Origin of the sequence: Oceanicoccus sp. KOV_DT_Chl, assembly GCF_900120175.1 — a bacterium.
GTDB lineage: Bacteria > Pseudomonadota > Gammaproteobacteria > Pseudomonadales > Dasaniaceae > Oceanicoccus.
In genome coordinates, this window is record NZ_FQLF01000001.1 from 278792 (window position 1) to 300874 (window position 22083).

20 protein-coding genes are annotated in these 22083 nt (G+C 45.7%); 18 read left to right on the forward strand and 2 right to left on the reverse strand.

Annotated elements, in window-relative coordinates:
* Nucleotides 1-68: 68 nt before the first annotated feature.
* From UNITIG_RS01235 to UNITIG_RS23245, 7 genes are all read left to right on the forward strand, one after another.
* Nucleotides 69-1241, forward strand: coding sequence for an acyl-CoA dehydrogenase family protein (locus UNITIG_RS01235; RefSeq protein WP_101756737.1), 1173 nt, complete (start codon nucleotides 69-71; stop codon nucleotides 1239-1241).
* Between the two features lie 109 nt (nucleotides 1242-1350).
* Nucleotides 1351-1794 carry a hypothetical protein gene (locus UNITIG_RS01240; RefSeq protein ID WP_101756738.1) on the forward strand — a complete coding sequence of 148 codons (444 nt, stop codon included), beginning with the start codon at nucleotides 1351-1353 and terminating at the stop codon, nucleotides 1792-1794.
* On the forward strand, nucleotides 1695-2765 hold the full coding sequence (locus UNITIG_RS01245; RefSeq protein WP_145999047.1) for a hypothetical protein: 1071 nt from the start codon (nucleotides 1695-1697) through the stop codon (nucleotides 2763-2765). Before UNITIG_RS01240 ends, UNITIG_RS01245 begins: the two co-directional genes overlap by 100 nt.
* A 186-nt stretch (nucleotides 2766-2951) precedes the next feature.
* On the forward strand, nucleotides 2952-5345 hold the full coding sequence (locus tag UNITIG_RS01250; RefSeq protein WP_101756740.1) for a TonB-dependent receptor: 2394 nt from the start codon (nucleotides 2952-2954) through the stop codon (nucleotides 5343-5345).
* A 440-nt stretch (nucleotides 5346-5785) separates the two neighbouring features.
* Nucleotides 5786-6490: a VPLPA-CTERM sorting domain-containing protein gene (locus tag UNITIG_RS01255; protein ID WP_159931025.1), complete on the forward strand. Its 705-nt coding sequence runs from the start codon at nucleotides 5786-5788 to the stop codon at nucleotides 6488-6490.
* A gap of 242 nt (nucleotides 6491-6732) precedes the next feature.
* Entirely contained in the window at nucleotides 6733-8019 is a 1287-nt protein-coding gene (locus tag UNITIG_RS23240) for a DEAD/DEAH box helicase (protein WP_200821134.1), read from the forward strand.
* A gap of 141 nt (nucleotides 8020-8160) precedes the next feature.
* A complete protein-coding gene (locus UNITIG_RS23245; RefSeq protein ID WP_200821135.1) occupies nucleotides 8161-9411 on the forward strand; it encodes a hypothetical protein in 1251 nt (416 codons plus the stop codon).
* A gap of 72 nt (nucleotides 9412-9483) precedes the next feature.
* Here UNITIG_RS23245 and UNITIG_RS01265 read toward each other — a convergent pair whose 3' ends face one another.
* Nucleotides 9484-9720: a hypothetical protein gene (locus UNITIG_RS01265; RefSeq protein WP_101756742.1), complete on the reverse strand. Its 237-nt coding sequence runs from the start codon at nucleotides 9718-9720 to the stop codon at nucleotides 9484-9486.
* Between the two features lie 135 nt (nucleotides 9721-9855).
* Here UNITIG_RS01265 and UNITIG_RS01270 point away from each other — a divergent pair, with 135 nt between their 5' ends.
* From UNITIG_RS01270 to UNITIG_RS01280, 3 genes are all read left to right on the forward strand, one after another.
* The gene (locus tag UNITIG_RS01270) at nucleotides 9856-10566 is read left to right on the forward strand and encodes a hypothetical protein (RefSeq protein ID WP_101756743.1); all 711 of its coding nucleotides are present in this window, start codon (nucleotides 9856-9858) and stop codon (nucleotides 10564-10566) included.
* Nucleotides 10567-10917: 351 nt separating this feature from the next.
* Entirely contained in the window at nucleotides 10918-11424 is a 507-nt protein-coding gene (locus UNITIG_RS01275) for a VPLPA-CTERM sorting domain-containing protein (protein WP_101756744.1), read from the forward strand.
* A 230-nt stretch (nucleotides 11425-11654) separates the two neighbouring features.
* Nucleotides 11655-12140 carry a hypothetical protein gene (locus UNITIG_RS01280; protein ID WP_101756745.1) on the forward strand — a complete coding sequence of 162 codons (486 nt, stop codon included), beginning with the start codon at nucleotides 11655-11657 and terminating at the stop codon, nucleotides 12138-12140.
* A gap of 349 nt (nucleotides 12141-12489) precedes the next feature.
* Here the strand turns inward: UNITIG_RS01280 and UNITIG_RS01285 are convergent, their stop codons facing one another.
* A complete protein-coding gene (locus UNITIG_RS01285; protein WP_101756746.1) occupies nucleotides 12490-13746 on the reverse strand; it encodes an NAD(P)/FAD-dependent oxidoreductase in 1257 nt (418 codons plus the stop codon).
* A 162-nt stretch (nucleotides 13747-13908) separates the two neighbouring features.
* On the opposite strand from UNITIG_RS01285, the gene UNITIG_RS01290 reads away from it, so the two are divergent.
* The 8 genes from UNITIG_RS01290 (at nucleotide 13909) to pheS (ending at nucleotide 22079) form a co-directional block, all read left to right on the forward strand.
* Nucleotides 13909-15183: an O-acetylhomoserine aminocarboxypropyltransferase/cysteine synthase family protein gene (locus UNITIG_RS01290; protein ID WP_101756747.1), complete on the forward strand. Its 1275-nt coding sequence runs from the start codon at nucleotides 13909-13911 to the stop codon at nucleotides 15181-15183.
* Nucleotides 15184-15323: 140 nt separating this feature from the next.
* The gene (locus UNITIG_RS01295) at nucleotides 15324-16304 is read left to right on the forward strand and encodes an alpha/beta fold hydrolase (RefSeq protein WP_101756748.1); all 981 of its coding nucleotides are present in this window, start codon (nucleotides 15324-15326) and stop codon (nucleotides 16302-16304) included.
* A gap of 116 nt (nucleotides 16305-16420) precedes the next feature.
* Nucleotides 16421-17494 (forward strand): histidinol-phosphate transaminase, encoded by a 1074-nt coding sequence (gene hisC, locus UNITIG_RS01300; protein WP_101756749.1) that lies wholly within the window; start codon nucleotides 16421-16423, stop codon nucleotides 17492-17494.
* A gap of 139 nt (nucleotides 17495-17633) precedes the next feature.
* The gene (gene thrS / locus UNITIG_RS01305; RefSeq protein WP_101756750.1) at nucleotides 17634-19562 is read left to right on the forward strand and encodes a threonine--tRNA ligase; all 1929 of its coding nucleotides are present in this window, start codon (nucleotides 17634-17636) and stop codon (nucleotides 19560-19562) included.
* A gap of 24 nt (nucleotides 19563-19586) precedes the next feature.
* Nucleotides 19587-20117 carry a translation initiation factor IF-3 gene (gene infC, locus UNITIG_RS01310; RefSeq protein WP_101756751.1) on the forward strand — a complete coding sequence of 177 codons (531 nt, stop codon included), beginning with the start codon at nucleotides 19587-19589 and terminating at the stop codon, nucleotides 20115-20117.
* Nucleotides 20118-20272: 155 nt separating this feature from the next.
* Nucleotides 20273-20470, forward strand: a complete 198-nt coding sequence (rpmI, locus tag UNITIG_RS01315) for a 50S ribosomal protein L35 (protein WP_101756752.1) — start codon at nucleotides 20273-20275, stop codon at nucleotides 20468-20470.
* Between the two features lie 42 nt (nucleotides 20471-20512).
* A complete protein-coding gene (rplT, locus tag UNITIG_RS01320) occupies nucleotides 20513-20869 on the forward strand; it encodes a 50S ribosomal protein L20 (protein WP_101756753.1) in 357 nt (118 codons plus the stop codon).
* A gap of 193 nt (nucleotides 20870-21062) precedes the next feature.
* Nucleotides 21063-22079, forward strand: coding sequence for a phenylalanine--tRNA ligase subunit alpha (gene pheS, locus UNITIG_RS01325; protein ID WP_101757147.1), 1017 nt, complete (start codon nucleotides 21063-21065; stop codon nucleotides 22077-22079).
* Nucleotides 22080-22083 lie beyond the last annotated feature (4 nt).

Consider the following 22083-nt stretch of genomic DNA (forward strand, 5'->3'; position numbering starts at 1 on the left):
ACAGCTAACCGGGTGTTGTGCAGGAAGTTTTTATATTAATAAGATTTTACTGAAGAGAGTTCTGAACCATGTCGCTAGATTTTGATAGTGCCAGACTAGAAGATCCACACTTGACCGAGAGTCATCAGCAGTGGCGTAGCCAGCTTCGGCGTTTTGTTGATAAAGAGATAGTGCCGCACGTGGATGAGTGGGATGAAGCCGGCGGCTTACCGGGTGAGCTATGGACTAAGGCCGCAGACATTGGCTTGCTGCAGCTGGGTTACCCGGAGCAATATGGTGGCACTTCTGAAGGCATTGATATTTACCATCGTAATATTGTTGCTGAAGAATTATCTCGCACCAGTCTTGGTGGTCTGTTAAGTACCTTACTCTCACACGGTATTGGCTTACCCCCTATTGAAGCCTTTGCCTCGGAAGACATTAAAGCGCAGGTGATACCACCGATCCTCGCGGGGAAAAAACGTATAGCGCTAGCGGTCACTGAGCCCTCGGGTGGTTCCGACGTCGCCAATTTACTGACCACTGCCAAGCGTGACGGCGATGATTATATTGTTAACGGCTCCAAGACTTTTATTTCTGGCGGCATGGGTGCTGATTGGTTTACTACCGCAGTGAGAACCGGTGACGAGGGCGTTAAGGGGCTATCAGTACTGTTGATACCGGCGAATTTAGCGGGAGTATCCCGCACGCCGCTGGAAAAAAAGCAGGGCTGGTGGTGTTCCGATACGGCGACTATCTATTTTGATAATGTGCGTGTACCTGCCAATAATTTGGTAGGGGAAGAGGGCCATGGTTTTTGGGTTATTGCCAACAACTTTAATGCGGAACGTATGTCGATGGCGGTCATTATGGAGGCGAGTTCGCGGGTCTGCCTGGAGGATGCGGTCAACTGGGCAAAGGAACGCAAAACGTTTGGTAAACGTCTGGCCGACCATCAAGTTATTCGCCACAAAATTGCCCAAATGAAACAGCGTATTAACGCGACGCAATCTTATATTCAATTTTGTTCGCGGATGATAGTAGAGGGCAAAGCCCTGCCTGGTGATCTTGCCCTATTAAAAGTTCAAGGTAGCGAAACAATGGAGTTTTGCGCGCGTGAGGCCATGCAGATTTTGGGTGGTATTGGTTATATGCGAGGTAATCGGGTAGAGCGGATTTATCGCGAAGTTCGGGTGATGGCGATAGGTGGCGGCTCGGAAGAGATCATGCGCGATTTGGCCGCGCGTCAATATGGCCTGTAATCGTTCCGGCACAATACATAAACATAAACATAAACATAAACATAAGCAGAAACCAGTGAGTATCACATGATATTTAACGAGCAGCACAACTGTAATGAGAACGTTAATTATGAGTAAAAAAGGTTGGCTGAAACTAACGGGTGTTATCGTTATTGCCGCCACACTGGTGACAGCTGTGTTACTGATACTGCCACTTGGTTTTCCAGGCGCTGACGCTTATTTCGAGCAAGTCGGGCAGCGCGAATTACAGACAGATGAAATTGGACAGATGCGCTCGCTACAAGAAACATATCTAACGCTGTCACTTAGTGGTGATGATTTTAAAGGCTGGAGTGTTGAACATCAGGATTTCTGGAAGTACTCGATAGCGTTTGCATTTTATGGCATGCCTTCAGCCATTATTATCAATCCAGAGAAAGCCGATGAATACAGGGCGCTCATGGATATGATGATTTGGGCAATGAAGTCGAAAAAAGTCTGGGGGATTTTACTGATCGTGGTTTTGGTGCTGACCCTATCAGCATGCAAAACATTATGTACAAGGGCCACTTAAACCTGATGTATGGCCTTTACCAAATGTCCACTGGGGATATGCGTTACGCCCGTGAATACACATGGTTGACGGGTCAAATCGCCGAGGAAATGCGCCTGCATCATGAAGGAATTTACGAGGGTGTCACTTGTGAGCCCAATGCCTGGTTTGTGGAGTGCAATACCATCGGTATGTTGAGCTTGCACGTCTATGACAAACTGTACGGCACCACCTATACCGAGAATGAAATTCAGTGGTCCCTCGACTTTATTATGGGTCGCATGCGCGACCAGGATACGGGTTTGTTTTACCGATATTATCAACCCAACCATGACTTTGTCAGAACCGATATTTCTGGTTATGCGAACGCGTGGATTGTTAGTTTTTTAAACCCATTTTTACCGGCAGAAATGACTGAGGTTTACCAAACATTCAAGGAAAAGCTGACCGTCGAATATGGACCTTACGCCTCGGTTTACAACCGCATTGGCGACATCCGAGAGACGGATACAACGGCCCATCTATTTGGATTGATCGCCGCAAAAGAATTTGGCGATGAGAAACTCTTCGGCAAACTGCGCAACGCGATAGACAAAGTAGGTGACCTGACTATCGATTATCAGCGCGGCGGCCTGGTCTACGATAATCCTGACAATACTATGATTAACGGGCTGGTGCTGGCGAGCAAACTGCATCTGGGATGGGATACGGTTTTGGGTTATGACTGGGGGTTTAAAGGTGTGCCTTATACCATTCCCGATACCACAGACATGTCTTGGGTCGACCTGTTGCCGCAACGTGTTTATACCCTTAATGGTGAAAGCAGTTTGCCGTTGCATAGCGACGCGAGACCGTGTCCCAACTGTTACTGGGGAGATTATGTCTCCCAGAGAATGAAATTTAATGCCGAAAAAGCCAGCGCCAATCAGGGGCCAGAGTGCCCCGCAAACGCTTCTTCGAGCTGTGGCCTAAAAAAATTATTAGCGGAGTAAATAGGTTGAATATTATAGTTATGATCTTCTTTGATAAGCTACTTTCTTACTTGTTGATACAGGCTGTCTGGAAGTACTGACTAGCGAACCTGTTCATTGAAAATCGCAAGCCGGGTATGGGTTTTCAAATATCACTTTATACCCGATAAAGATGTCCGAAATAATTAAAATAAATAGGAAACAGATATGCTAATAAAAGATACCGTTGGCAGCTTCGTCTGCTCATTGACTATCACAGGACTATTGATTTCTGCATCATCATCAGCACAAATGCTGGAGGAAATCACTGTCACCGCTCAGAAGCGGGTTGAGGGCCTCGGCGATGTGCCGCTGTCTATTCAAGTCGTTGCTGGAGATACGCTTGACCGGAGCAACATCTTCTCGTTTAAAGACCTGGTAGACCGCCTGCCCAATGTTACTTTCGGCGAATCACCCGGACAAAAGACAATCAGTATTCGAGGTGTGGGAACAGGTACCTTTAATGCCGCCGCCGAACAGTCTGTCGGTATGTATGTCGACGGCATCTACGCTAGCCGCGGCCTGCAGTTTAGCTCTCCCTTTCTTGATATTGAACGTGTCGAAGTGCTCAAAGGCCCGCAGGGGGTACTGCAAGGAAAAAACAGTATCGCCGGTGCGATTGTTGTCTCTACCCGTCGCCCGACGATGGAGAAGGAAGGCTATATTAGCGGCAGCTACGAAGTTGAAAACGACGGCTACAATATCGAGGGAGCCATTTCCGGCCCCCTTACTGACACACTGGCTTTACGGCTAACAGCACAACAAAACTTTGCCGGTGGCTGGATCGACACCAACAGCCGACTGGCAGCCGACGGTACCACCGTATTACGTGGTCAGAATGATCAAAACGAAAATACATTCTCATTACTGCGGTTGAGTAGTTTGTGGTCTCCTTCTGAGAACCTTGAACTTTTCCTAAAGCTGGAAACAGGAAAATCCAAAAATGAGGGCGTTGCTTATGGTGGCTATGCCATTCAACCCGGCGCAGTGGTAGGCGGCGTTACTAACGACCAAACACTGATTATCGACGACTACCTGAGCCGTGACCCCAACTATGGCACCATCACCGATGGCATCTCGAGTACCGGATTCAGAACTGAATATAACGAGGCTATCAATCTTTTTGAGGCTAACAACAAAGGCCTGTACCAGGAAATCGAAAACGACTCCGCCACTTTTCAGTTCGACTGGAACACGGGCGAACTGGGAACACTCACGGGGATAACGGGTTATTCTAGTTACGACGAAGAGAGCTATATTACCAATACAATGGCACCGTTGGACTGGTACCACACCTATGGTGAGAAAGGTAATGGTGGCGAAGAGTTCGAGCAGCTGACACAGGAAATCCGCCTGACATCTTCAGGCGGTGCCACGATTGACTATATCGTTGGCGTTTTTTACATGGACCGGACCATAAAACAAGATGGCGCTGGTACTAATGTTAATCTGAGCAATGGCGGATTCGGGCTTCCCCCTTTTTCTGATCTTAGTGGTATACGCCACTTTAATGAAGACACTGAAGCCTGGTCTGTATTTGGACAGATTACCTGGAATATCAGTGATGCCTTGCGCCTCAACCTTGGCGCAAGATACACCGATGAAACCAAAGAAGTGGATCACACGCTTGCAACACAGTTTCTGGTTGTAGTGCCACCACTCAACCAGCTTGTTCTAGACCAGTTTGCCATAGAGCCTTTCATCACTGAAGATTTGTCTACTGACGAGGTAAGTGATTCCAATACCGATCCTAGTGTCTCTGTGCAGTGGGATATGACAGATGATTTGATGTTATACACGTCCTACACTCAGGCGACCAAGGCGGGGGGCTTCAATTCATCAACATTCTCACCAGAAAACGCCAGCTTCGAGCCGGAACAGGCCACGGCTGTTGAAGTCGGGGTGAAGGGGCTTTTCATTGATGGCCGTCTAGGTGTCAATGCTTCTCTCTTCCATACTGAATATGACGATCTTCAGGTCGCCGCCCTGGACACCAATACCACCTCCTTCTTTTTCAAGAATGCTGCAAAAGCCACCTCGGAAGGTGTCGAAGCCGATTTCCGCTTCGCTGCGACGGAGGGGCTGGAGTTAGGAGGAGCAATGGCCTATCTGGATGTGAGTTACGATGATTTCCCCGGCGCCACTTGTTCAACAGGTACTTCACAAGAAGCGGATTGTGATCCCGTCAGTCTTACGCGCAACGCCAAAGGTGACACTCTGCGTGCTGCTCCGGAATGGACAGGCACCTTGTATGCGGATTATCGCTGGCTGCTTGATAGCGGCATGGAGGTAGCATTGAGAGGTGATGTCATCTACAGCGACGATTACTACATCGACACACCAAACGACCCATACCTGCAGCAGGACTCATTCACCAAGCTGGACCTGCTCGCTAGCATAACCAGTGCGTCCGGTGACTGGACGCTCTCAATCATTGGCAAGAACGTCACCGATAAAACCACTGTCAGTTTTGGTGGCGGTACCCCGCAGCGTGAAGGGGCATACTGGTCGAATGTAGATAGTCCTCGGCTTGTATACGTCAAGGCTGACTATCGTTTTTAAAGAAGTATTAAAAATGGCGGTCGCCAGTTCTTAGTAGGTTGGATGCAAATGCCGTTTTCATTCGACCTACGACTCTTAAGCAATAGCACTTTAAACGGTGTTCGCTTTTTTTCAGGCTCGAAATGGTCTATGGCGAATGACTAATTTAAATAGTTAGGTTTAAGGTCTTAAACCTAGTCAACATAATTGAAAATGTATTAATCACAGCAACATACGAATTTGAAGCCAATATATAGCTACCGAAAAAGCTAAGAAAAATCGTTAGGTTGAAGAATGTCTGTTGCTCAAGGTATAGCTGCAGGCCTTGAAGATTAGTTTACATATAAGCTAAATCGTCGGTATTGACCCAAAGCTGCCGTTTACATAGCTTGGGGTAAATGGCATATTAGCTGACAAAATAAACCACTATAAAAATAATAGCTGTAATGGAGTACTCTCTCATGCTGAATAAATCCCTGACTTTAGCGAGTCTATCTTTTTTATCACTAACTGCAAATGCCGCCTTATATGACCGTGGCAACGGCCTTATTTACGATGACTCGAGAAATGTTACATGGATGCAAGATGCCTCTTATGCTGTAACGCAGCATCAACAATCTGGTGGTCTATTGGGTGATGAAGATGGATACATGACATGGCATGAAGCATCTTCATGGGTAGATAACTTAAATTATGGCAATTATAGCGGCTGGCGTTTAGCGGCTGGCTCAGAATGGGGTGCTTACGAATTTAATAGCTTGCGTCAATCTCTAGGAAACTCTTCAGTTGGTGATTTTGGCAACTGTTCTGGGGGAGGTGATCCGTGCTTTCTAAATAATAGTTTTGTTGACCCTGTTTCAGGTGAAACTATAAGTTTAATAAATTTCCGAGACGGAGGAGAGGATGGTCATTCTGGAACGGGTATGTATTGGCATGGTACCTCATGGTCGCAAAATAGCAGTTATGACGTAGACCATGCATGGGCTTATAGAATGGGCTTCGGAAATGCATGGCATTTCGACAAAGGTATTAGTGCTTTAGCATGGGCGGTTGCAGATGGTGATATTGTTAATCAGAGCCTAGTTTCTTTTGTCCCGATCCCTTCAGCTGTATGGTTATTTGGTTCAGCTCTGTTAGGTTTGGCTGGCCTCAAGCGTAAGAAATAATCTCAAAAATAGATGCAATATCAAGGCACTTTCGGGGGCCTTTTTTGATTCTGCTAATGATTGTTATTGGCACATTTCGCCGCTTACCAGACGCGAAATTAGAGTCTGTTATTCGCCTAAAAGCGAATCAAATAATTATTGAAATTATTTTCGTTGCCTCGATTAGGCATGCTGGTATTATTAATTGTGCCACTGGCACTCTCAATCCTTAACTTGTAAGCAGCAAAGCGAATAAAATAATAATGCCATTCGATTCGTTAAAGTTTCGTTATAACTGGCGTCCGTATCAACAGCGTGTACTGGATGCAATAGACGACCATTTAGATGACAAGCGCTTACATGTAGTAGCTGCCCCTGGTGCGGGTAAGACAACGCTGGGATTAGAGGTATTTAGGCGCCTGAAGAAATCAGCGCTAGTGCTGTCACCAACACGAGTTATTCGCGATCAATGGATTGACCGATTATCGGATTATATCGATTCGGATAACGTTGGCTCCCTTGGCTGGGTCAGTAAAAATATCCATGAGCCAGCAATCCTTACCTCCATTACCTATCAGGCTTTACATTCTCAGTTTAGTGAAGAATTGGCTGCCGCTGAGTATGAGGCTGAAGCCTTGGCGTTGGACGAAGGTGTAACTGAGACAGAGCTAAATGTATTTATCGGTACACTAAAAACAAACAATATAGATGTCATTATATTGGATGAAGCTCACCACCTAAGGACTGAATGGTGGAGAGCGTTAGATAAAGTTTGTACCGCTCTGCCGCATATGATTCTTGTTTCTTTAACAGCTACGCCACCTTACGACGCACAGGGTAATGAGTGGAGTCGTTACGAGCAGTTATGTGGTCCCATCGATGAAGAGATATCAATTCCTGAGCTGGTAAAGGTGGGTACTTTGTGTGCCCATCAAGACTACATTTGGGCAGTTGATGTTAGCTCAACTGAAAAACAAAAAATCAAAGAGTATGACGACCGGGTCGCTACACTTTGCGATACCCTATACGCACACCAAGAATTCGACAATATTGTTATCTCTCATCCATGGGTTAGTACCAATTGTTCTGAAACAGAAGTTATAAAAAATCCGGAGCTGGCTATTGCGCTGCTAACATTTTTTAAACGGAAGCAGCACACTTTGCCAAAAGGGTTACTTGAAACTCTTGATTTGGGTGAGCAGGATATCCCTGAGTTGGGACGGTATTGGTGGCAAGTATTGGTAGAAGCTGTAATTTTTTCTAGCACCTTTCATCATAGTGATGTTCATAAAGGCTACGTTAGTCAGCTTAAAAAGCAATTAAGAGCTTCCGAATTACTGCATAAACGAGAACTGTCGTTAGAGTATTCAAGGCGGCTGAGCCGGTCTCTTTCTCAGAGCGCTTCGAAAATTGAGGGCTGTATTGATCTGCATAAACTTGAGTATCAGCAAAGAGGTGAATCTCTTTGCCAGGTAGTGCTGGTTGATTATATACGTGATGAAGAACTCGTTTCCGGTATTGATACCGGGGAATTAAGCCTAGGCGCCTAGCCTATATTTAAAGGTCTGGTTTTAGCGTCACCAGTTCCGGAAAAAATTGGTTTATTGACTGGCCGGTTGAGCATTATTCATAGCTCACGACTAGATCAGTTACTAGCGTTGGTCGACGGCGATCGTTTTAACATAGAACCCATGGGGAATTCTGAACACTACAAAAAAGTGTGCGGCCCGCTAAATCAACTGACAGTGGCTTTTACGGCTTTGCTAATGTCGGGAGAGATTAAAGCACTCGTCGGTACACGCGCACTTCTAGGTGAAGGTTGGGATGCTCCCGCCATTAACTCCCTGATACTTGCCAGTTCAGTAGGTTCTTTTATGCTCACCAATCAGATGCGCGGTCGAGCTATTCGTATCGATAAAAATAACCGTAATAAAACAAGTTCTATCTGGCATTTGGTGGCAATCGATGGCAAGGCAGGTTATTCGGGGTGGAGTGACTACTATGATTTGAAAAAGCGCTTTAATACTTTCGTGGGGCTTTCTGAGCGTGGCCTCACTATCGAAAGTGGTTTTGAAAGAATAAAGGCATCTGCGTTTAATGCACTTAATAGCCTCAATCCTCAATCACCTGTAGTTGCAAATAACTGGCAGATGAAAAAACGTTTTAAGCAAATTTGCGTGGTGAATGAGAGGTGGCAGCAGGCCTTAACCCTAGATGAATCCGCAAGGGTAATTCCTTCGGTCAAAACTCCATCAGTACCAAGTATACGGGCTTATCATTTAAAACATACCTTGATGTATTTATTGCTGGAGCTTGCAGGTGCAGTTTTTATTGCCATAAACTTGGCTTTGCATACGTATGCGAGTGGAGCGCCTGAGCTGGTGCTTCTACTGCTATTCGCTGTTGGCGGAGCTATGCTTTACAAACTGCCAAAAACGATAGCTGCAGTGCGTATCTTACTTAAACATTTGCCTGTTGATGGCTCCATTAAACAAATCGGTCTCGCCCTTAATGAGGCGCTTTGCCAAGCTGGTTTGATAGAAACTTCTATCAGGCGAATAAAAGTAAACGTCGTTAATAATTTCGATGGCACATTTTACTTAGCGTTGTCCGGTAGTACATTTTACGAATCATCCTTATTTGCCGACTGTTTGGCTGAAATTCTAGCGCCTATAGAAAGCCCTCGTTACTTAGTGGTGCGTGAAGGCACGCTCTATGGTATGAAGCGAGATGATTATCACGCAGTACCAATGAGGTTGGCGGTGAAAAAGGATTTTGCTCATATTTTTTATAAGGCTTGGTGTAAATACGTTGGGCCCACTGAATTAATTTATACCCGTACTGATGAAGGAAGGAGGAGATTAGTCAAGGCTAGAATGCAGGCGTTTTCCTCTACCTTTAGTCGTGAGATACGGCGGCAGGACAGATGGCAATCGAAGTAGTGAGTGGTGGTCGATCGGGATGCATATAAATTTTCTAGTACTTCAAAAATTATATATCCATCCCAATTTTAATCAATGTGGTACCAAATGGAGGTTTGGATAATTAGTGTCTTTCTCACGCTGGATTGTCATAGTTAGCTCTTGATTGGCAAAGTGGCGGGCTTCTCTATAGGCGGTAACACTGGGGCCGCCAATTTGTTGGAATTGGCGAATACCCCAGTTTGGGGCCCAAGCGCGTATACGGATGGCGCTATCAATAGCATCAAACCCATAGTGACCCACAACGGGCACTGTCTTATCAGTAATCATATTGGTGTTTTTTCACAATTCTAACCATTTTATAGGTTGGCTTTGTAAAGTGAATTTGATGATATTTATAGGTTCATAGATAATGCTAAGCATCAATAATAATTAGATTATCTTTTTGAGTTATGGGGACTTACGGTGATTAAAAAAGCTTTAGCCTTAATTGGCCTTATTCTTTCTATTTCCACCAATGCTGCAATTATCGATTTGGGTAGTGTAACTCGTGATACAGGTTCAGGTTTAGATTGGCTTGATCTAACTGAGACAGTAGGTATTTCATATAATTCTGTTACATCGGAATTTGGAGAAGGAGGCTTGTTTGAAGGTTATCGTTACGCAACAGCAGCAGAGTTTGATCAACTGGTAACGAACTTCGGATACGCGCCAGCTAATTCAGATTGCAATCTCGGATATAAATATTGTGATACTGCAATAACGGGTGACAGTTTTCTAGTTGAGCATATGATTAAGACTTTGGGCGATGTTGGAAAGTACTGGTACTCTCTTGGGATTGATCTTAACAATAGAGTTTCAAGTCAAGGCGCAGGTTGGGCTGCTGGTATGCTGGATCAGTACTATCAAGACCCAGCAACTGCAGGTTATATTTCTACAGCAAGAATAAGTGACAAAGAATTAGTATCTAGATATAACTTTCAACCAACCGTAGATTATGATGATTTTGTTGTGACACTTAACTCTCAAGCAACTTTAACCACTAGATATGCTGCTGTTGGCTCATTCTTGGTTAAGGATAATGAGTTTTATATTGCGCCCGTCCCAATTCCTAGTGCCATATGGCTATTCAGCTCAGCTTTGATTGGTTTAGCTGGCATCAAACGCAAAAAGTAATTTTCTATAAAGTGTATCCAAGACTCTATGATGGGGCCTTTTTTATATCTGTTTTAAGGTATTTTGTTGGCACGGAACTGAGGTGAGCAATAGTGAAAGCGTTAGGTGTGATGGCAGCTTTTGAATTAAGAGCTGTCGCTATTTTGAATTTAGTTTACATGTAAGTTAAAAAGAACATTTTCGGCAGTTGTTGACCCTTTACCTCATTGCTCATATCACTCGATCAAGTGATGCTTTAAATTAATTTTTGAATTCTTTCAGAATTGGTTTGACTGACAATAGAGTTAACTGGATACTGTTGCAGGAAAGTATAACCATAAAAATATATCCTCGAGAATAAGGCGCTTTTCCATGACGATTAAATCCATGCTCAGCTTGTTAATTGCTGGACTTTTCACTGTACCTGCTCAAGCAGCAGTGCTTAGTTTCCACAATTTTAATATTTCTGGAAGTTCAATTTATACTGAATATACGGGTTTTGGTACGGGTGTATTGGATGATGTCGGGACGCTTAGTCTTGACTACCATACGACGACCCCTGGTTTCGGTATTGCACATACACTAGCGGTGATTTCAGGTGCATGGGATGGTGATAAATTGGTAGCAACTTCTGGCTCATTAAGTTATGAGTCATGCACTTCGGTAGGCAATTGTATTGGTGATTGGAATTATCTGACCATGCTCAATGTGACGGACCCTATTATTATCAGTGGGGGTATAAATTTTCAATTTCAATTTGATGCTGTCTCAGTATACACATCAAACTTTACTGAGGTAAGTGAGGTGCCCCTACCCGCTGCTTGGTGGTTGTTTGGTTCTGCCTTGATCGGGCTGGCGGGCATTCAGCGTAAGAAATAAAACAATAAACTGAATAATAATTGGGCCTTTTTCATTTGTGTCAATGTCTCAAATTGGCACAACAGCGTCTATTGAAGTGTTTGTATCGTGATAGGCGCAATGTGACCCAAAACAGATATTAAAAGTTGTTAAGGTGTCGAAACTCTTTACGCAGACAGTCTTTATCTACTTTTTTATAGCTGGCATTATTGTTGTGGATAAAAACATAACAAAGTACGGAGTACTCTCTCATGCTAAAAAAATCTATTCTTCTAATTGGCCTGTTATCTTCAGCCTTTACTGTTGACGCTGCACTTATCGACATCGGTGCGCAAATAACCTCTGACGACAACTCTGTCACTGGTTCTGCAATCGGTACATATAACACTGATACAAGTCAGATACTGTTTGCAAGTGAGTCAATCTTCGTAACGCAGGATTACTATGGAGCGATAACAGCAGACGTCGATATTACTGGGACTGACGGTTTAATAAATGTCACAGACTGTGCTGATCTAGGAGGCGCCACCAATGTATGTCTTGAAATATGGATGAATTATTGGCTCGACTATGAAGTCCTTTCCAATTCGGTAAACACTGATGGGTTTGGGGGAATTACAGTATCCAATTATGGCGCTATATTAACCTACAATGTAGCTCCCGTTCCCGTTCCCGCAGCAGCATGGCTATTCAGTTCAGCATTGATTGGTTTGGCTGGTCTGAAACGCAAAAAATAATTTTCCAAATAGTTCATCTTAAGGCTCCTTCATCGGGGCCTTTTTTTATCTGCTCAATACTGTTCTTGGCACATTTGAGACCACAAGCCTCAGCTAAACTTTTTTTACGTCTGTTGTAGAGTCAGTTAGGGACCCTAAAAGAATGTCAAAATAATGAATGATACATTATGTGATAACCAGCTTTACTCCATTCGGTCATTGCCAGTGCAGCTGTGCAGGATCACGTTAAATTTCATCTAACCTAAACATTCTGAACAATTAGGCCGGTTTTTGTCAAAACGAAGTCAGTTCGATTTATAACTACCTTTGTATTTCAAAAATAGTCTTTGTTCTAATTCCTTCGCTACAATTAAACCGCCATCCCCGCCGCAAACGCAGAAGACCATGCCCACTGAAAATTAAATCCGCCTAAGTGTCCACTCACGTCAACCACCTCACCAATAAAAAATAATCCCGGCTGTTGTTTGGCTTCCATGGTTTTGGAACTCAGTGCATCAGTATCAACGCCGCCTAATGTGACTTCTGCCGTGCGGTAGCCTTCAGTGGCTGAAGGTTTTAGCGACCAGTGATTAATTTTTTCAGCAATAGTTTTGAGTTGCTTGTCACTAAATTCTGCCAGTGCAGTAGCGCTGTGTTCGGGCCACCATAGCGCTTGTAACTCAAGCACCAATGATTTGGCTAGATGCTGGTGTAATACATTTTTTAATAAACTTTTCCCTAGCGACTGTTTGGCATTGAGTAACCAATCCGTGGCATTAATACCAGGCAATAAATCAATGTGTATTTCATCGCCGGGATACCAGTAGTTAGAAATTTGTAATACCGAGGGGCCGCTGATGCCGCGGTGGGTAAATAATATATTTTCAGTAAAGGATTGCTGCCGGCATTGAATGGTGACTTCCAGTGCCAAACCGGATAAGCGTTCGCACATTGGCTTGAGTGTGTTATCACTGAACATAAAGGGCACCAAGCCTGCTCTGCGCTCTGTAAGCGGTAGCTCAAATTGCTTCGCAATCTCGTAACCCATGCCGCTGCCGCCGAGCGTGGGTATCGATAAGGCCCCGGTAGCGACCACCAGCGAATGGCAGTGGATGGCGAGTTGCTGATGATCTTGTTCAATTTTGATTTTATAGCGACTGCGTTTATCAGCCTGTTGGTGTTTTTCTGAGTGCCCGGCAATGGCTAGCGATTCAATGCTGGTTAAATGGATATGTGTTTTAATTTCGGCGCCTGCCAGTTGGCATTCATCCAGCAGCATGTTGAGAATATCTTTGGCCGAGTTTATACAGAATAATTGGCTGTGTTTGCGTTCTTCGTACTCAATTTGATAGCGTTCGACCAGTGCAATAAAATCCCACTGGCTATATTGGGTGAGTGCTGATTTACAGAAATGTCGGTTGGCTGAAATAAAATTATCGGCTTCCACAAAGTGGTTGGTAAAGTTGCAGCGACCGCCGCCAGACATCAGGATTTTCTTGCCCACCTTATTGGCTTTTTCCAAAACGATGACCGATAGCCCACGCTGTGCTGCCGTAAGTGCGCAGAATAAACCGGAGGCGCCGCCCCCCAGGATCACGACATCGTATGTTTTTGAGTTGTTAGTCATTACTGAAATTGAATTATATTATGGGGGCTGTTAGATGGTTATATCTACAGCGTTGTCAGGGGCGCCATTGTACGTTACTTTGCGTCTTTATGATCTGTGAATGGTAGAAATCATGATGATGGTTTTTACCCCGATGCTGGTAAACGATAAAGGAAGCTATCAATGAAAGATGAAACTCTCGCCATCCATCATGGTTACGAAACCGATCCAACAACCCATGCCGTTGCAACGCCTATCTATCAAACGGTTGCTTATGAATTTGATAATGCACAGCATGGTGCGGATTTGTTTAATTTAACGGTGCCGGGGAATATTTATAGCCGGATTATGAACCCCACCAATGATGTGTTGGAACAGCGCATGGCAGCGTTGGAGGGAGGGATTGCTGGTCTAGTGGTAAGCTCAGGAAGTGCTGCAATTAATTATGCCATTCTGACCTTGGCCGAAGCAGGGGATAATATTGTCTCCACTCCGCAGCTCTATGGCGGTACTTATACTTTGTTTGCGCATATGTTGCCGAAGCTGGGAATTGAGGTACGGTTTGCGAAGGATGATAGTGCTGCCAGTTTGGCGGCCTTGATTGATGACAAAACCAAAGCTGTCTTTTGTGAAAGCATTGGTAACCCTGCGGGCAATATTGTGGATCTGGCCGCCATTGCCGATGCTGCACATGCGCAGGGTGTGCCGTTGATTGTGGACAATACGGTAGCCACACCGGTGTTGTGTAAACCCATTGCCTATGGCGCGGATATCGTAGTGCACTCACTGACTAAATATATCGGCGGTCATGGTACGACTTTGGGGGGCGTTATTGTTGATTCGGGACAGTTCCCTTGGGCAGAGCACAAACAGCGCTTCGCGGTATTGAATCAGCCAGAGCCTGCTTATCATGGCGTCATTTATACCGAGGCCTTTGAAGCTGCTGCATTTATTGGTCGTGCCCGTACTGTGCCATTGCGCAATACTGGCGCAGCGCTATCACCGATGAATGCCTTTCAGTTAATGCAAGGGCTGGAAACCTTGTCGTTGCGGATGGAGCGGCATACTGAAAACGCGTTAAAAGTTGCGGAATATTTATCGGCGCACGCCAGTGTGGAGTGGGTGAGTTATGCGGGCTTGGAAAGCTCTCCCTACCATGCCCTGGCGAAAAAATATATGCAGGGCAAGCCCGCGTCGATTTTATCTTTTGGCTTAAAAGGTGGGTTTGATAACGGCGTTAAATTTTATGACGGGCTGCAATTATTCAAACGTCTGGTCAATATCGGTGATGCTAAATCGTTAGCCTGTCACCCGGCGTCTACCACTCATCGTCAATTAACCGAAGCGGAACAAAAGCAGGCCGGGGTGTCACCGGAGATGATTCGCTTATCGGTCGGTATTGAGCATATCGATGATATTTTGGCGGATCTTGAACAGGCTATTGCGGGTGCCGTTTAAAAAGATTGCGGGGTTTAGTGGCTCAATGCCAAAGTAGTTTGGGCACTCGCTAAAGGTTTGTTTAATCTCTCGGTAATATTTACCGAGAGTAAATGGCTTTATGCTCGTCATCAATAAAAACGACTTAGTGGAATTTGTTTATGTCGGACTGGGTTCATCATCACGCTACGATCAATCATATCCATATGCACTTTGTGCAAGCCGGGCCTGATGATGGCTTGCCAGTGGTGTTGTGTCATGGCTTTCCACATTTATGGTTTAGTTGGCATCGGCAAATGACTGCGCTGGCGGCAGCAGGGTATAGGGTCATTGCTCCGGACATGCGCGGTATGGGGCAGACTGATGCCCCTGCATCTTATGAAGCCTATGGTGTCGATGACATTACTGCGGATTTAGTCGGGCTGTTGGATCATTTAGCCATTAGCAAAGCGGTGTTTGCTGGTTTGGATTTTGGCGCTTTTGCGATTTACGATTTAGCGTTTCGTCATCCTGAACGGGTGTTGGCGGTGATCGGGCTGGAAAATCCTGCGGCGCCTCATAACCCGGAGGTGTCACCACTCACCGAATATCAGGCGATCGGTGAGCAGCATTTTTTGCATATTGAATACTTCCGCCCCGTTGGCCCAGCGGATAACGATTTAGCGGCTGCACCCAGGGAGTTCTTTCAAAAAGTCTTTTGGACGCTGGGGGCAGAAGGGGATTTCTTTGCCATGTTTCAACACCCTCCAGGCACCACCTATTTACAGGCAATGAAAACCCCGCCGCCGTTACCTTGGGCTTGGTTGAGTGAATGGGAGCTGGAGTATTTTGTTTCCGAGTATTCACGCAGCGGTTTTACCGGCGGTTTAAACTGGTATCGGTCGATGGATTTGAAATGGCAGCAGCGAAAACCCTATGAAGGCGTTGCCAGTGCTATTCCGGCGTATTTTATTGGCAGTGAGCAGGATGTGGATTTGGAGGGTTTTCATGGTGATGATCCGATCAGTTTAATGCGTGCGCAATTCCCAGACTTGCGAAGAGTAGAGATGATTGCCGAGGCGGGCCACATGGTGCAGCTGGAAAAGTCTGAAGAGGTTAATGCACTAATGATAGAGTATTTACGCGATATTGAACGGCGCTAGAAATTTACAGTTGTCAAAGCCGTTCACCATCCCATCGTTAGCAAATCCCTGTATACTCGCGCCTTGAACTTATTTGGTATCATCACTCGTTAGAGTCATTCGGTAAAGTCAGCATCATGTCATCAAAATTCTGGAGTCCTTTAGTTAGTCAGTTGGAACCTTATACGCCCGGTGAGCAACCGCAGGTTAAAGGTTTGATCAAACTAAATACTAACGAAAACCCTTACCCGCCTTCGCCCAAGTTGGCTGCACTGCTCGATCAAGCGGCGATCAATAATTTACGGCTTTATCCCGACCCTAATAATGGTGGCTTAAAAAAAGCGCTTAGCGATTACTTGGGTGTTGCTACGGATCATATTTGTGTGGGCAATGGCTCCGATGAAATTTTGGCGTTTGCGTTTCAGGGTTTATTTAAGCCAGACAGCCCGGTGCTTTTCCCCGATATCACTTATGGTTTTTATACGGTGTATTGCAGTTTATATGGTATTGAGTATCAGCAGCTACCATTAGCAGAAAACTTCGACATTGCGCTTGATGCTTATATCAATCACACGGCGAATGGCGGCGTGATTTTTCCTAATCCAAATGCGCCCACCGGCATTGCTAAAGCGCTGGATGATATTGAGGCCTTGCTTAAGGTCAACACTGAGTCGGTAGTGATTATCGATGAGGCTTATGTCGATTTTGGCGCTGAGTCTGCTGTTAGTCTGGTCGCTAAATATCCTAATTTGTTAGTGGTACAAACGCTGTCCAAATCCCGTTCGCTGGCGGGCAGTCGCATTGGTTTTGCCGTGGGGCAGCCTGATTTAATTGAGGCGCTGGAGCGGATAAAAAATTGTTTTAATCCCTATTCCTTAGACCGTCTGGCTGAGTTAGCGGCAACCGTGGCGATTGAGGATGTCGATTATTTTCAGGCCTGTTGCGCCAAGATCATTGCCACCCGGGAATGGACGGCGGCAGAGCTCACTGAGCTGGGCTTCGACATATTGCCATCAAAAACCAATTTCATTATGGCAAAGCCGAACACGCTGCCGGCCAGAGAGCTATTTACCGCGTTGCGTGAGCAGAATATTGTAGTGCGTTATTTCAGCAAGCCGCGCATTGAAGAGTACTTGCGCATTAGTATTGGTACCGATGCAGAAATGCAGGCACTGGTGGCAGCGGTAAAAAGTATTACAGCTGGCAGGTAATTGTTCATAATTTGCTGCCATAGCTTTACAGAAATTAATGCTATGGTAGAGTTGTCGCCCTTATACCACCACGTACCTGGTACGATTTTAAAATTTCACGCGCGCTTTGGTAGGGCCCGCCACTGATTAGGAAAGTAACATGCCGGTTATTACCCTCCCTGACGGTAGTCAGCGTTCATTTGATCAACCCGTCACTATCTTTGATGTTGCCAATGATATTGGTCCAGGCCTGGCGAAAGCGTCACTGGCCGGAAAAATCAATGGCGAGTTGTTAGATACTTCTTATGTAATCGAGTCTGATGTTGAGTTGGCCATTGTCACTGAGCGTGATGATGAAGGGCTGGAATTAATTCGCCACTCGACCGCGCACTTGATGGCAATGGCAGTACAGGATTTATTTCCCGGTACGCAGGTCACTATCGGGCCGGTGATTGAAGACGGTTACTACTACGATTTCGCGGCAGAAAAGCCTTTTAGTGATGACGATCTAAAAAAGATCGAGCAGCGCATGCTTGAAATTACTAAAGAAGATCATCCCATTGTTAGAGAAGTCGTCAGTCGCGAACAGGCAATCAAAACGTTTGCTGATATGGGTGAAGAGTACAAGGTTCAAATTATTGAAGCCTTGCCCGGCAGCGAAGATATTTCTATTTATAAGCAAGGCCCGTGGATGGATTTATGCCGCGGCCCCCACGTACCCAGCACTGGTAAGTTACAAGCCTTTAAATTAATGAAAGTAGCGGGTGCCTATTGGCGCGGCGATTCCAACAATCAAATGCTACAGCGTATTTACGGTACGGCTTGGGCGAATAAAAAAGCGCTGAAAGCCTATTTACACCGCTTGGAAGAAGCGGAAAAGCGCGACCACCGTAAACTGGGTAAAAAATACGATCTGTTTCATATGCAGGAAGAAGCACCGGGTATGGTGTTTTGGCACCCCAAAGGTTGGAACATATATAAGACTATTGAAGGCTATATGCGTCAGCAGCAAGACCTCAATGGTTATAGTGAAATCAAAACCCCACAGCTGGTTGATTTTAGTTTGTGGGAAAAGTCAGGCCATGCCGCCAAGTTCAGTGCGGGTATGTTTACTCTGCAAGCCGATGAGCGCGATTTTGCAATCAAGCCGATGAACTGTCCTTGTCACGTGCAGGTATTTAATCAGGGGTTGAAGAGCTACCGGGATTTACCGCTGCGGTTGGCTGAGTTTGGCTCTTGTCATCGCAATGAGCCTTCAGGTTCGCTACACGGCATTATGCGGGTGCGGGGCTTTGTGCAGGACGATGCGCATATCTTCGCCACTGAGCAGCAAATTCAACCCGAAGTTGCGCAATTCATTGATCTATTACATGAGGTGTATGCGGACTTTGGCTTTAGTGATGTGATTTATCGTTTATCGACGCGCCCTGATGAACGGGTGGGTAGCGATGAATCCTGGGATAAGGCAGAGAAGGCGCTGGCCGATGCGCTGGATAGCAAAGGTCTGCCCTGGGAAGAGTTACCCGGCGAAGGGGCGTTTTATGGTCCCAAGATCGAATTCTCACTAAAAGATTGTATTGGTCGGGTGTGGCAATTGGGCACCATTCAGGTGGATTTCTCGATGCCAGGTCGCTTGGATGCGCAATATGTTGCCGAGGATGGATCACGGCAGGTACCGGTCATGTTACACCGGGCAATTCTGGGGTCATTTGAGCGTTTTATCGGCATTTTGATTGAGCACTATGAGGGCGCTTTTCCAACTTGGTTGGCACCGACTCAGGCGGTGATTGCCAATATTACGGACAAACAGTCCGAATATGTGCAAAAAGTAGAAGATTCCTTGAAAAATAAAGGATTTAGAGCGATTGCGGACTTGAGAAATGAGAAGATCGGCTTTAAAATCCGCGAGCACACAATTCAGAAGGTTCCTTACCTCTTAGTCATAGGTGATAAGGAAGTAGAAAATCAGACCGTGGCCGTGCGCGCGCGTAGTGGTGAGGATCTGGGCTCCATGTCTTTGGCAGCCTTTGAACAGCTCCTCAGCAACGACGTAGCTCGACGCGGCCGTGTCGTTTCTGAAACTGAATAACAGCGTTAAATTAACTGCGGAGAAATAGCGATTAAAGGTAAAAGCAAACGAGCCACGATCAACGACGAGATCGAAGCGAAAGAAGTTCGTCTAATTGGTGCCGACGGAGAGCAAGTTGGTATCGTACCTATCGAAGAAGCCCGTGCGGCAGCTGTACAAGCTGCGCTGGATTTGGTGCAAATAGCAGATTCCGATCCGATAGTCTGTAAGATCATGGACTACGGTAAACATGTGTTTGAAGCGAAGAAGCAAGTAGCTGCGCAAAAGAAAAAGCAGGTACGGACACAGGTTAAGGAGATAAAGTTTCGTCCTGGGACGGAAGAGGGAGACTATCAGGTAAAACTACGCAACCTGACACGTTTCCTTGAACACGGGGACAAAGCCAAGGTGACCTTGCGTTACCGCGGTCGTGAAATGGCCCACCAGGAAATTGGTATGGAGTTACTCAAGCGCGTCGAAAAAGATCTCGAAGAGCTGGGTTCTGTAGAGCAATTTCCAAAGATGGAAGGTCGTCAATTGACGATGGTCATTGCCCCAAAGAGTAAAAAGAAGTAACAGCGAGCTCACCGTTTTTTAATTGATGTGCTTTTAAATAAGTGTCTGTTAGTTAAAGGGCAAGGGCCTGTTTCTCTTTTGTTTTATCAATATATTTTGAACCCACTGAAGGCTCATGAGAGTTTTGATGGTTCCTAAATGCGGAGTATCTAACGATGCCAAAAGCTAAAGTACACAGCGGGGCAGCAAAGCGTTTCAAAAAAACCGGAAGCGGTTACAAACGCAAAAGCGCCCATAAAAGTCACATCTTGACCAAGATGACCACTAAACGTAAGCGTCAGCTACGTGGAACATCTGCAGTTCACGCTTCAGATAAAGTGTTAATCGATCGTATGTTGCGCGCCAAAGGCTAAGCAGCTCACACTATTTATTAGGTTAAGAATCAGGAGACTATTATGCCTCGCGTAAAACGTGGTGTGACTGCACACCGTCGACACAAAAAGATTTTAAAGCAAGCCAAAGGTTACTACGGAGCTCGTTCAAGAGTATTTCGTGTTGCCAAGCAAGCGGTTATTAAAGCGGGTCAATACGCTTATCGTGACCGTCGCCAGCGCAAGCGTCAGTTCCGCGCCCTTTGGATCACTCGTATCAATGCCCAGTCACGCGCTAACGGTTTGGCTTATAGCCGTTTAATCGCTGGACTGAAGAAAGCAGAAATCGGCCTTGACCGCCGTGTTCTTGCTGACTTGGCAGTGCACGACAAAGCCGCTTTTGCTGCTGTAGTTGAAAAAGCAAAAGCAGCCTTGGCTTAATCGTCGTTGCGGCTAAAATTTTTGGCCACACGCGATAATTTGTAAACAGGGGACAGGATACTAATCCAAACCCGTTTACTCCGAGATAGGGAAAGGGCTGCCGCTCTTTCCCTATTTGCATTTTAGCAGGGCGGATTTTGTAGTTCTTTTTGTAGCCTTTGCTGTTATTACTAATAACCAAGAGAATGATTCGATGGAAAATCTGGACTCCCTGGCCGCTGCGGCTCGTGAAGCCATCGCCAACGCCGAAGATGCCGCCGCACTGGATCAGTTGCGCGTCGACTATCTAGGTAAAAAGGGCAGTATTACTGGCTTGTTGAAAGGTTTGGGCAAGTTGTCGGCGGAAGAGCGCCCTGCAGCCGGTGCTGAAATCAATAAAGTAAAGCAGGCCTTGCAAGAGCAAATAAGCGAGCGCAAAGAAATACTGGATGGCGCTGCGGTTGCTGCCAGATTAGCCGGCGAGACTATCGACATCACTTTGCCCGGTCGCGGTCAAGGTGTAGGTGGGTTGCATCCGGTTACCCGTACTATCGAGCGTATTTCCGAATTTTTTGAAACCATCGGCTTTGATGTCGTGGAAGGCCCCGAAATTGAAGACGACTATCACAATTTTGAAGCGCTAAATATTCCCGCACACCATCCGGCGCGCGCCATGCACGATACTTTTTATATTGATGAAACTACAGTGCTGCGTACGCATACGTCACCGGTACAAGTGCGGGTGATGGAAAATGCCACACCGCCGTTGAAGATAGTCTGTCCAGGTCGTGTTTATCGCTGTGATTCGGATTTAACCCACACGCCAATGTTTCATCAGGTTGAAGGTTTATTGATTAGTGAAAATAGTAGCTTTGCTGATCTTAAAGGCGTTGTTGAAGAATTTCTGCGCGTATTTTTTGAAAAAGATTTAGCGGTTCGTTTTCGTCCCTCTTACTTCCCGTTCACTGAACCTTCGGCTGAAGTCGATATTCAATGCGTGATGTGTTCCGGTGAAGGTTGTCGCGTCTGTAGCCAGACGGGTTGGCTGGAAGTTATGGGTTGTGGCATGGTCCATCCCAAAGTGTTCGAGTATTCAAATATCGATACGGAAAAATATACCGGCTTTGCCTTTGGTATGGGTGTAGAGCGGTTGGCGATGTTGCGTTATGGCGTCAATGATTTGCGTTTGTTTTTTGAAAATGATTTACGCTTTTTAGAGCAGTTTAGATAGCGCC

Excerpts from the sequence above, each read along its gene's own strand:
- UNITIG_RS01235 (WP_101756737.1), top strand. The coding sequence starts at position 69 with ATGTCGCTAGATTTTGATAGTGCCAGACTAGAAGATCCACACTTGACC.
- UNITIG_RS01240 (WP_101756738.1), top strand. The coding sequence starts at position 1,351 with ATGAGTAAAAAAGGTTGGCTGAAACTAACGGGTGTTATCGTTATTGCC.
- UNITIG_RS01250 (WP_101756740.1), top strand. The coding sequence starts at position 2,952 with ATGCTAATAAAAGATACCGTTGGCAGCTTCGTCTGCTCATTGACTATC.
- UNITIG_RS01255 (WP_159931025.1), top strand. The coding sequence starts at position 5,786 with ATGCTGAATAAATCCCTGACTTTAGCGAGTCTATCTTTTTTATCACTA.
- UNITIG_RS23240 (WP_200821134.1), top strand. The coding sequence starts at position 6,733 with ATGCCATTCGATTCGTTAAAGTTTCGTTATAACTGGCGTCCGTATCAA.
- UNITIG_RS23245 (WP_200821135.1), top strand. The coding sequence starts at position 8,161 with ATGGGGAATTCTGAACACTACAAAAAAGTGTGCGGCCCGCTAAATCAA.
- UNITIG_RS01265 (WP_101756742.1), bottom strand. The coding sequence starts at position 9,720 with ATGATTACTGATAAGACAGTGCCCGTTGTGGGTCACTATGGGTTTGAT.
- UNITIG_RS01275 (WP_101756744.1), top strand. The coding sequence starts at position 10,918 with ATGACGATTAAATCCATGCTCAGCTTGTTAATTGCTGGACTTTTCACT.
- UNITIG_RS01280 (WP_101756745.1), top strand. The coding sequence starts at position 11,655 with ATGCTAAAAAAATCTATTCTTCTAATTGGCCTGTTATCTTCAGCCTTT.
- UNITIG_RS01285 (WP_101756746.1), bottom strand. The coding sequence starts at position 13,746 with ATGACTAACAACTCAAAAACATACGATGTCGTGATCCTGGGGGGCGGC.
- UNITIG_RS01290 (WP_101756747.1), top strand. The coding sequence starts at position 13,909 with ATGAAAGATGAAACTCTCGCCATCCATCATGGTTACGAAACCGATCCA.
- UNITIG_RS01295 (WP_101756748.1), top strand. The coding sequence starts at position 15,324 with ATGTCGGACTGGGTTCATCATCACGCTACGATCAATCATATCCATATG.
- hisC (WP_101756749.1), top strand. The coding sequence starts at position 16,421 with ATGTCATCAAAATTCTGGAGTCCTTTAGTTAGTCAGTTGGAACCTTAT.
- thrS (WP_101756750.1), top strand. The coding sequence starts at position 17,634 with ATGCCGGTTATTACCCTCCCTGACGGTAGTCAGCGTTCATTTGATCAA.
- rpmI (WP_101756752.1), top strand. The coding sequence starts at position 20,273 with ATGCCAAAAGCTAAAGTACACAGCGGGGCAGCAAAGCGTTTCAAAAAA.
- rplT (WP_101756753.1), top strand. The coding sequence starts at position 20,513 with ATGCCTCGCGTAAAACGTGGTGTGACTGCACACCGTCGACACAAAAAG.
- pheS (WP_101757147.1), top strand. The coding sequence starts at position 21,063 with ATGGAAAATCTGGACTCCCTGGCCGCTGCGGCTCGTGAAGCCATCGCC.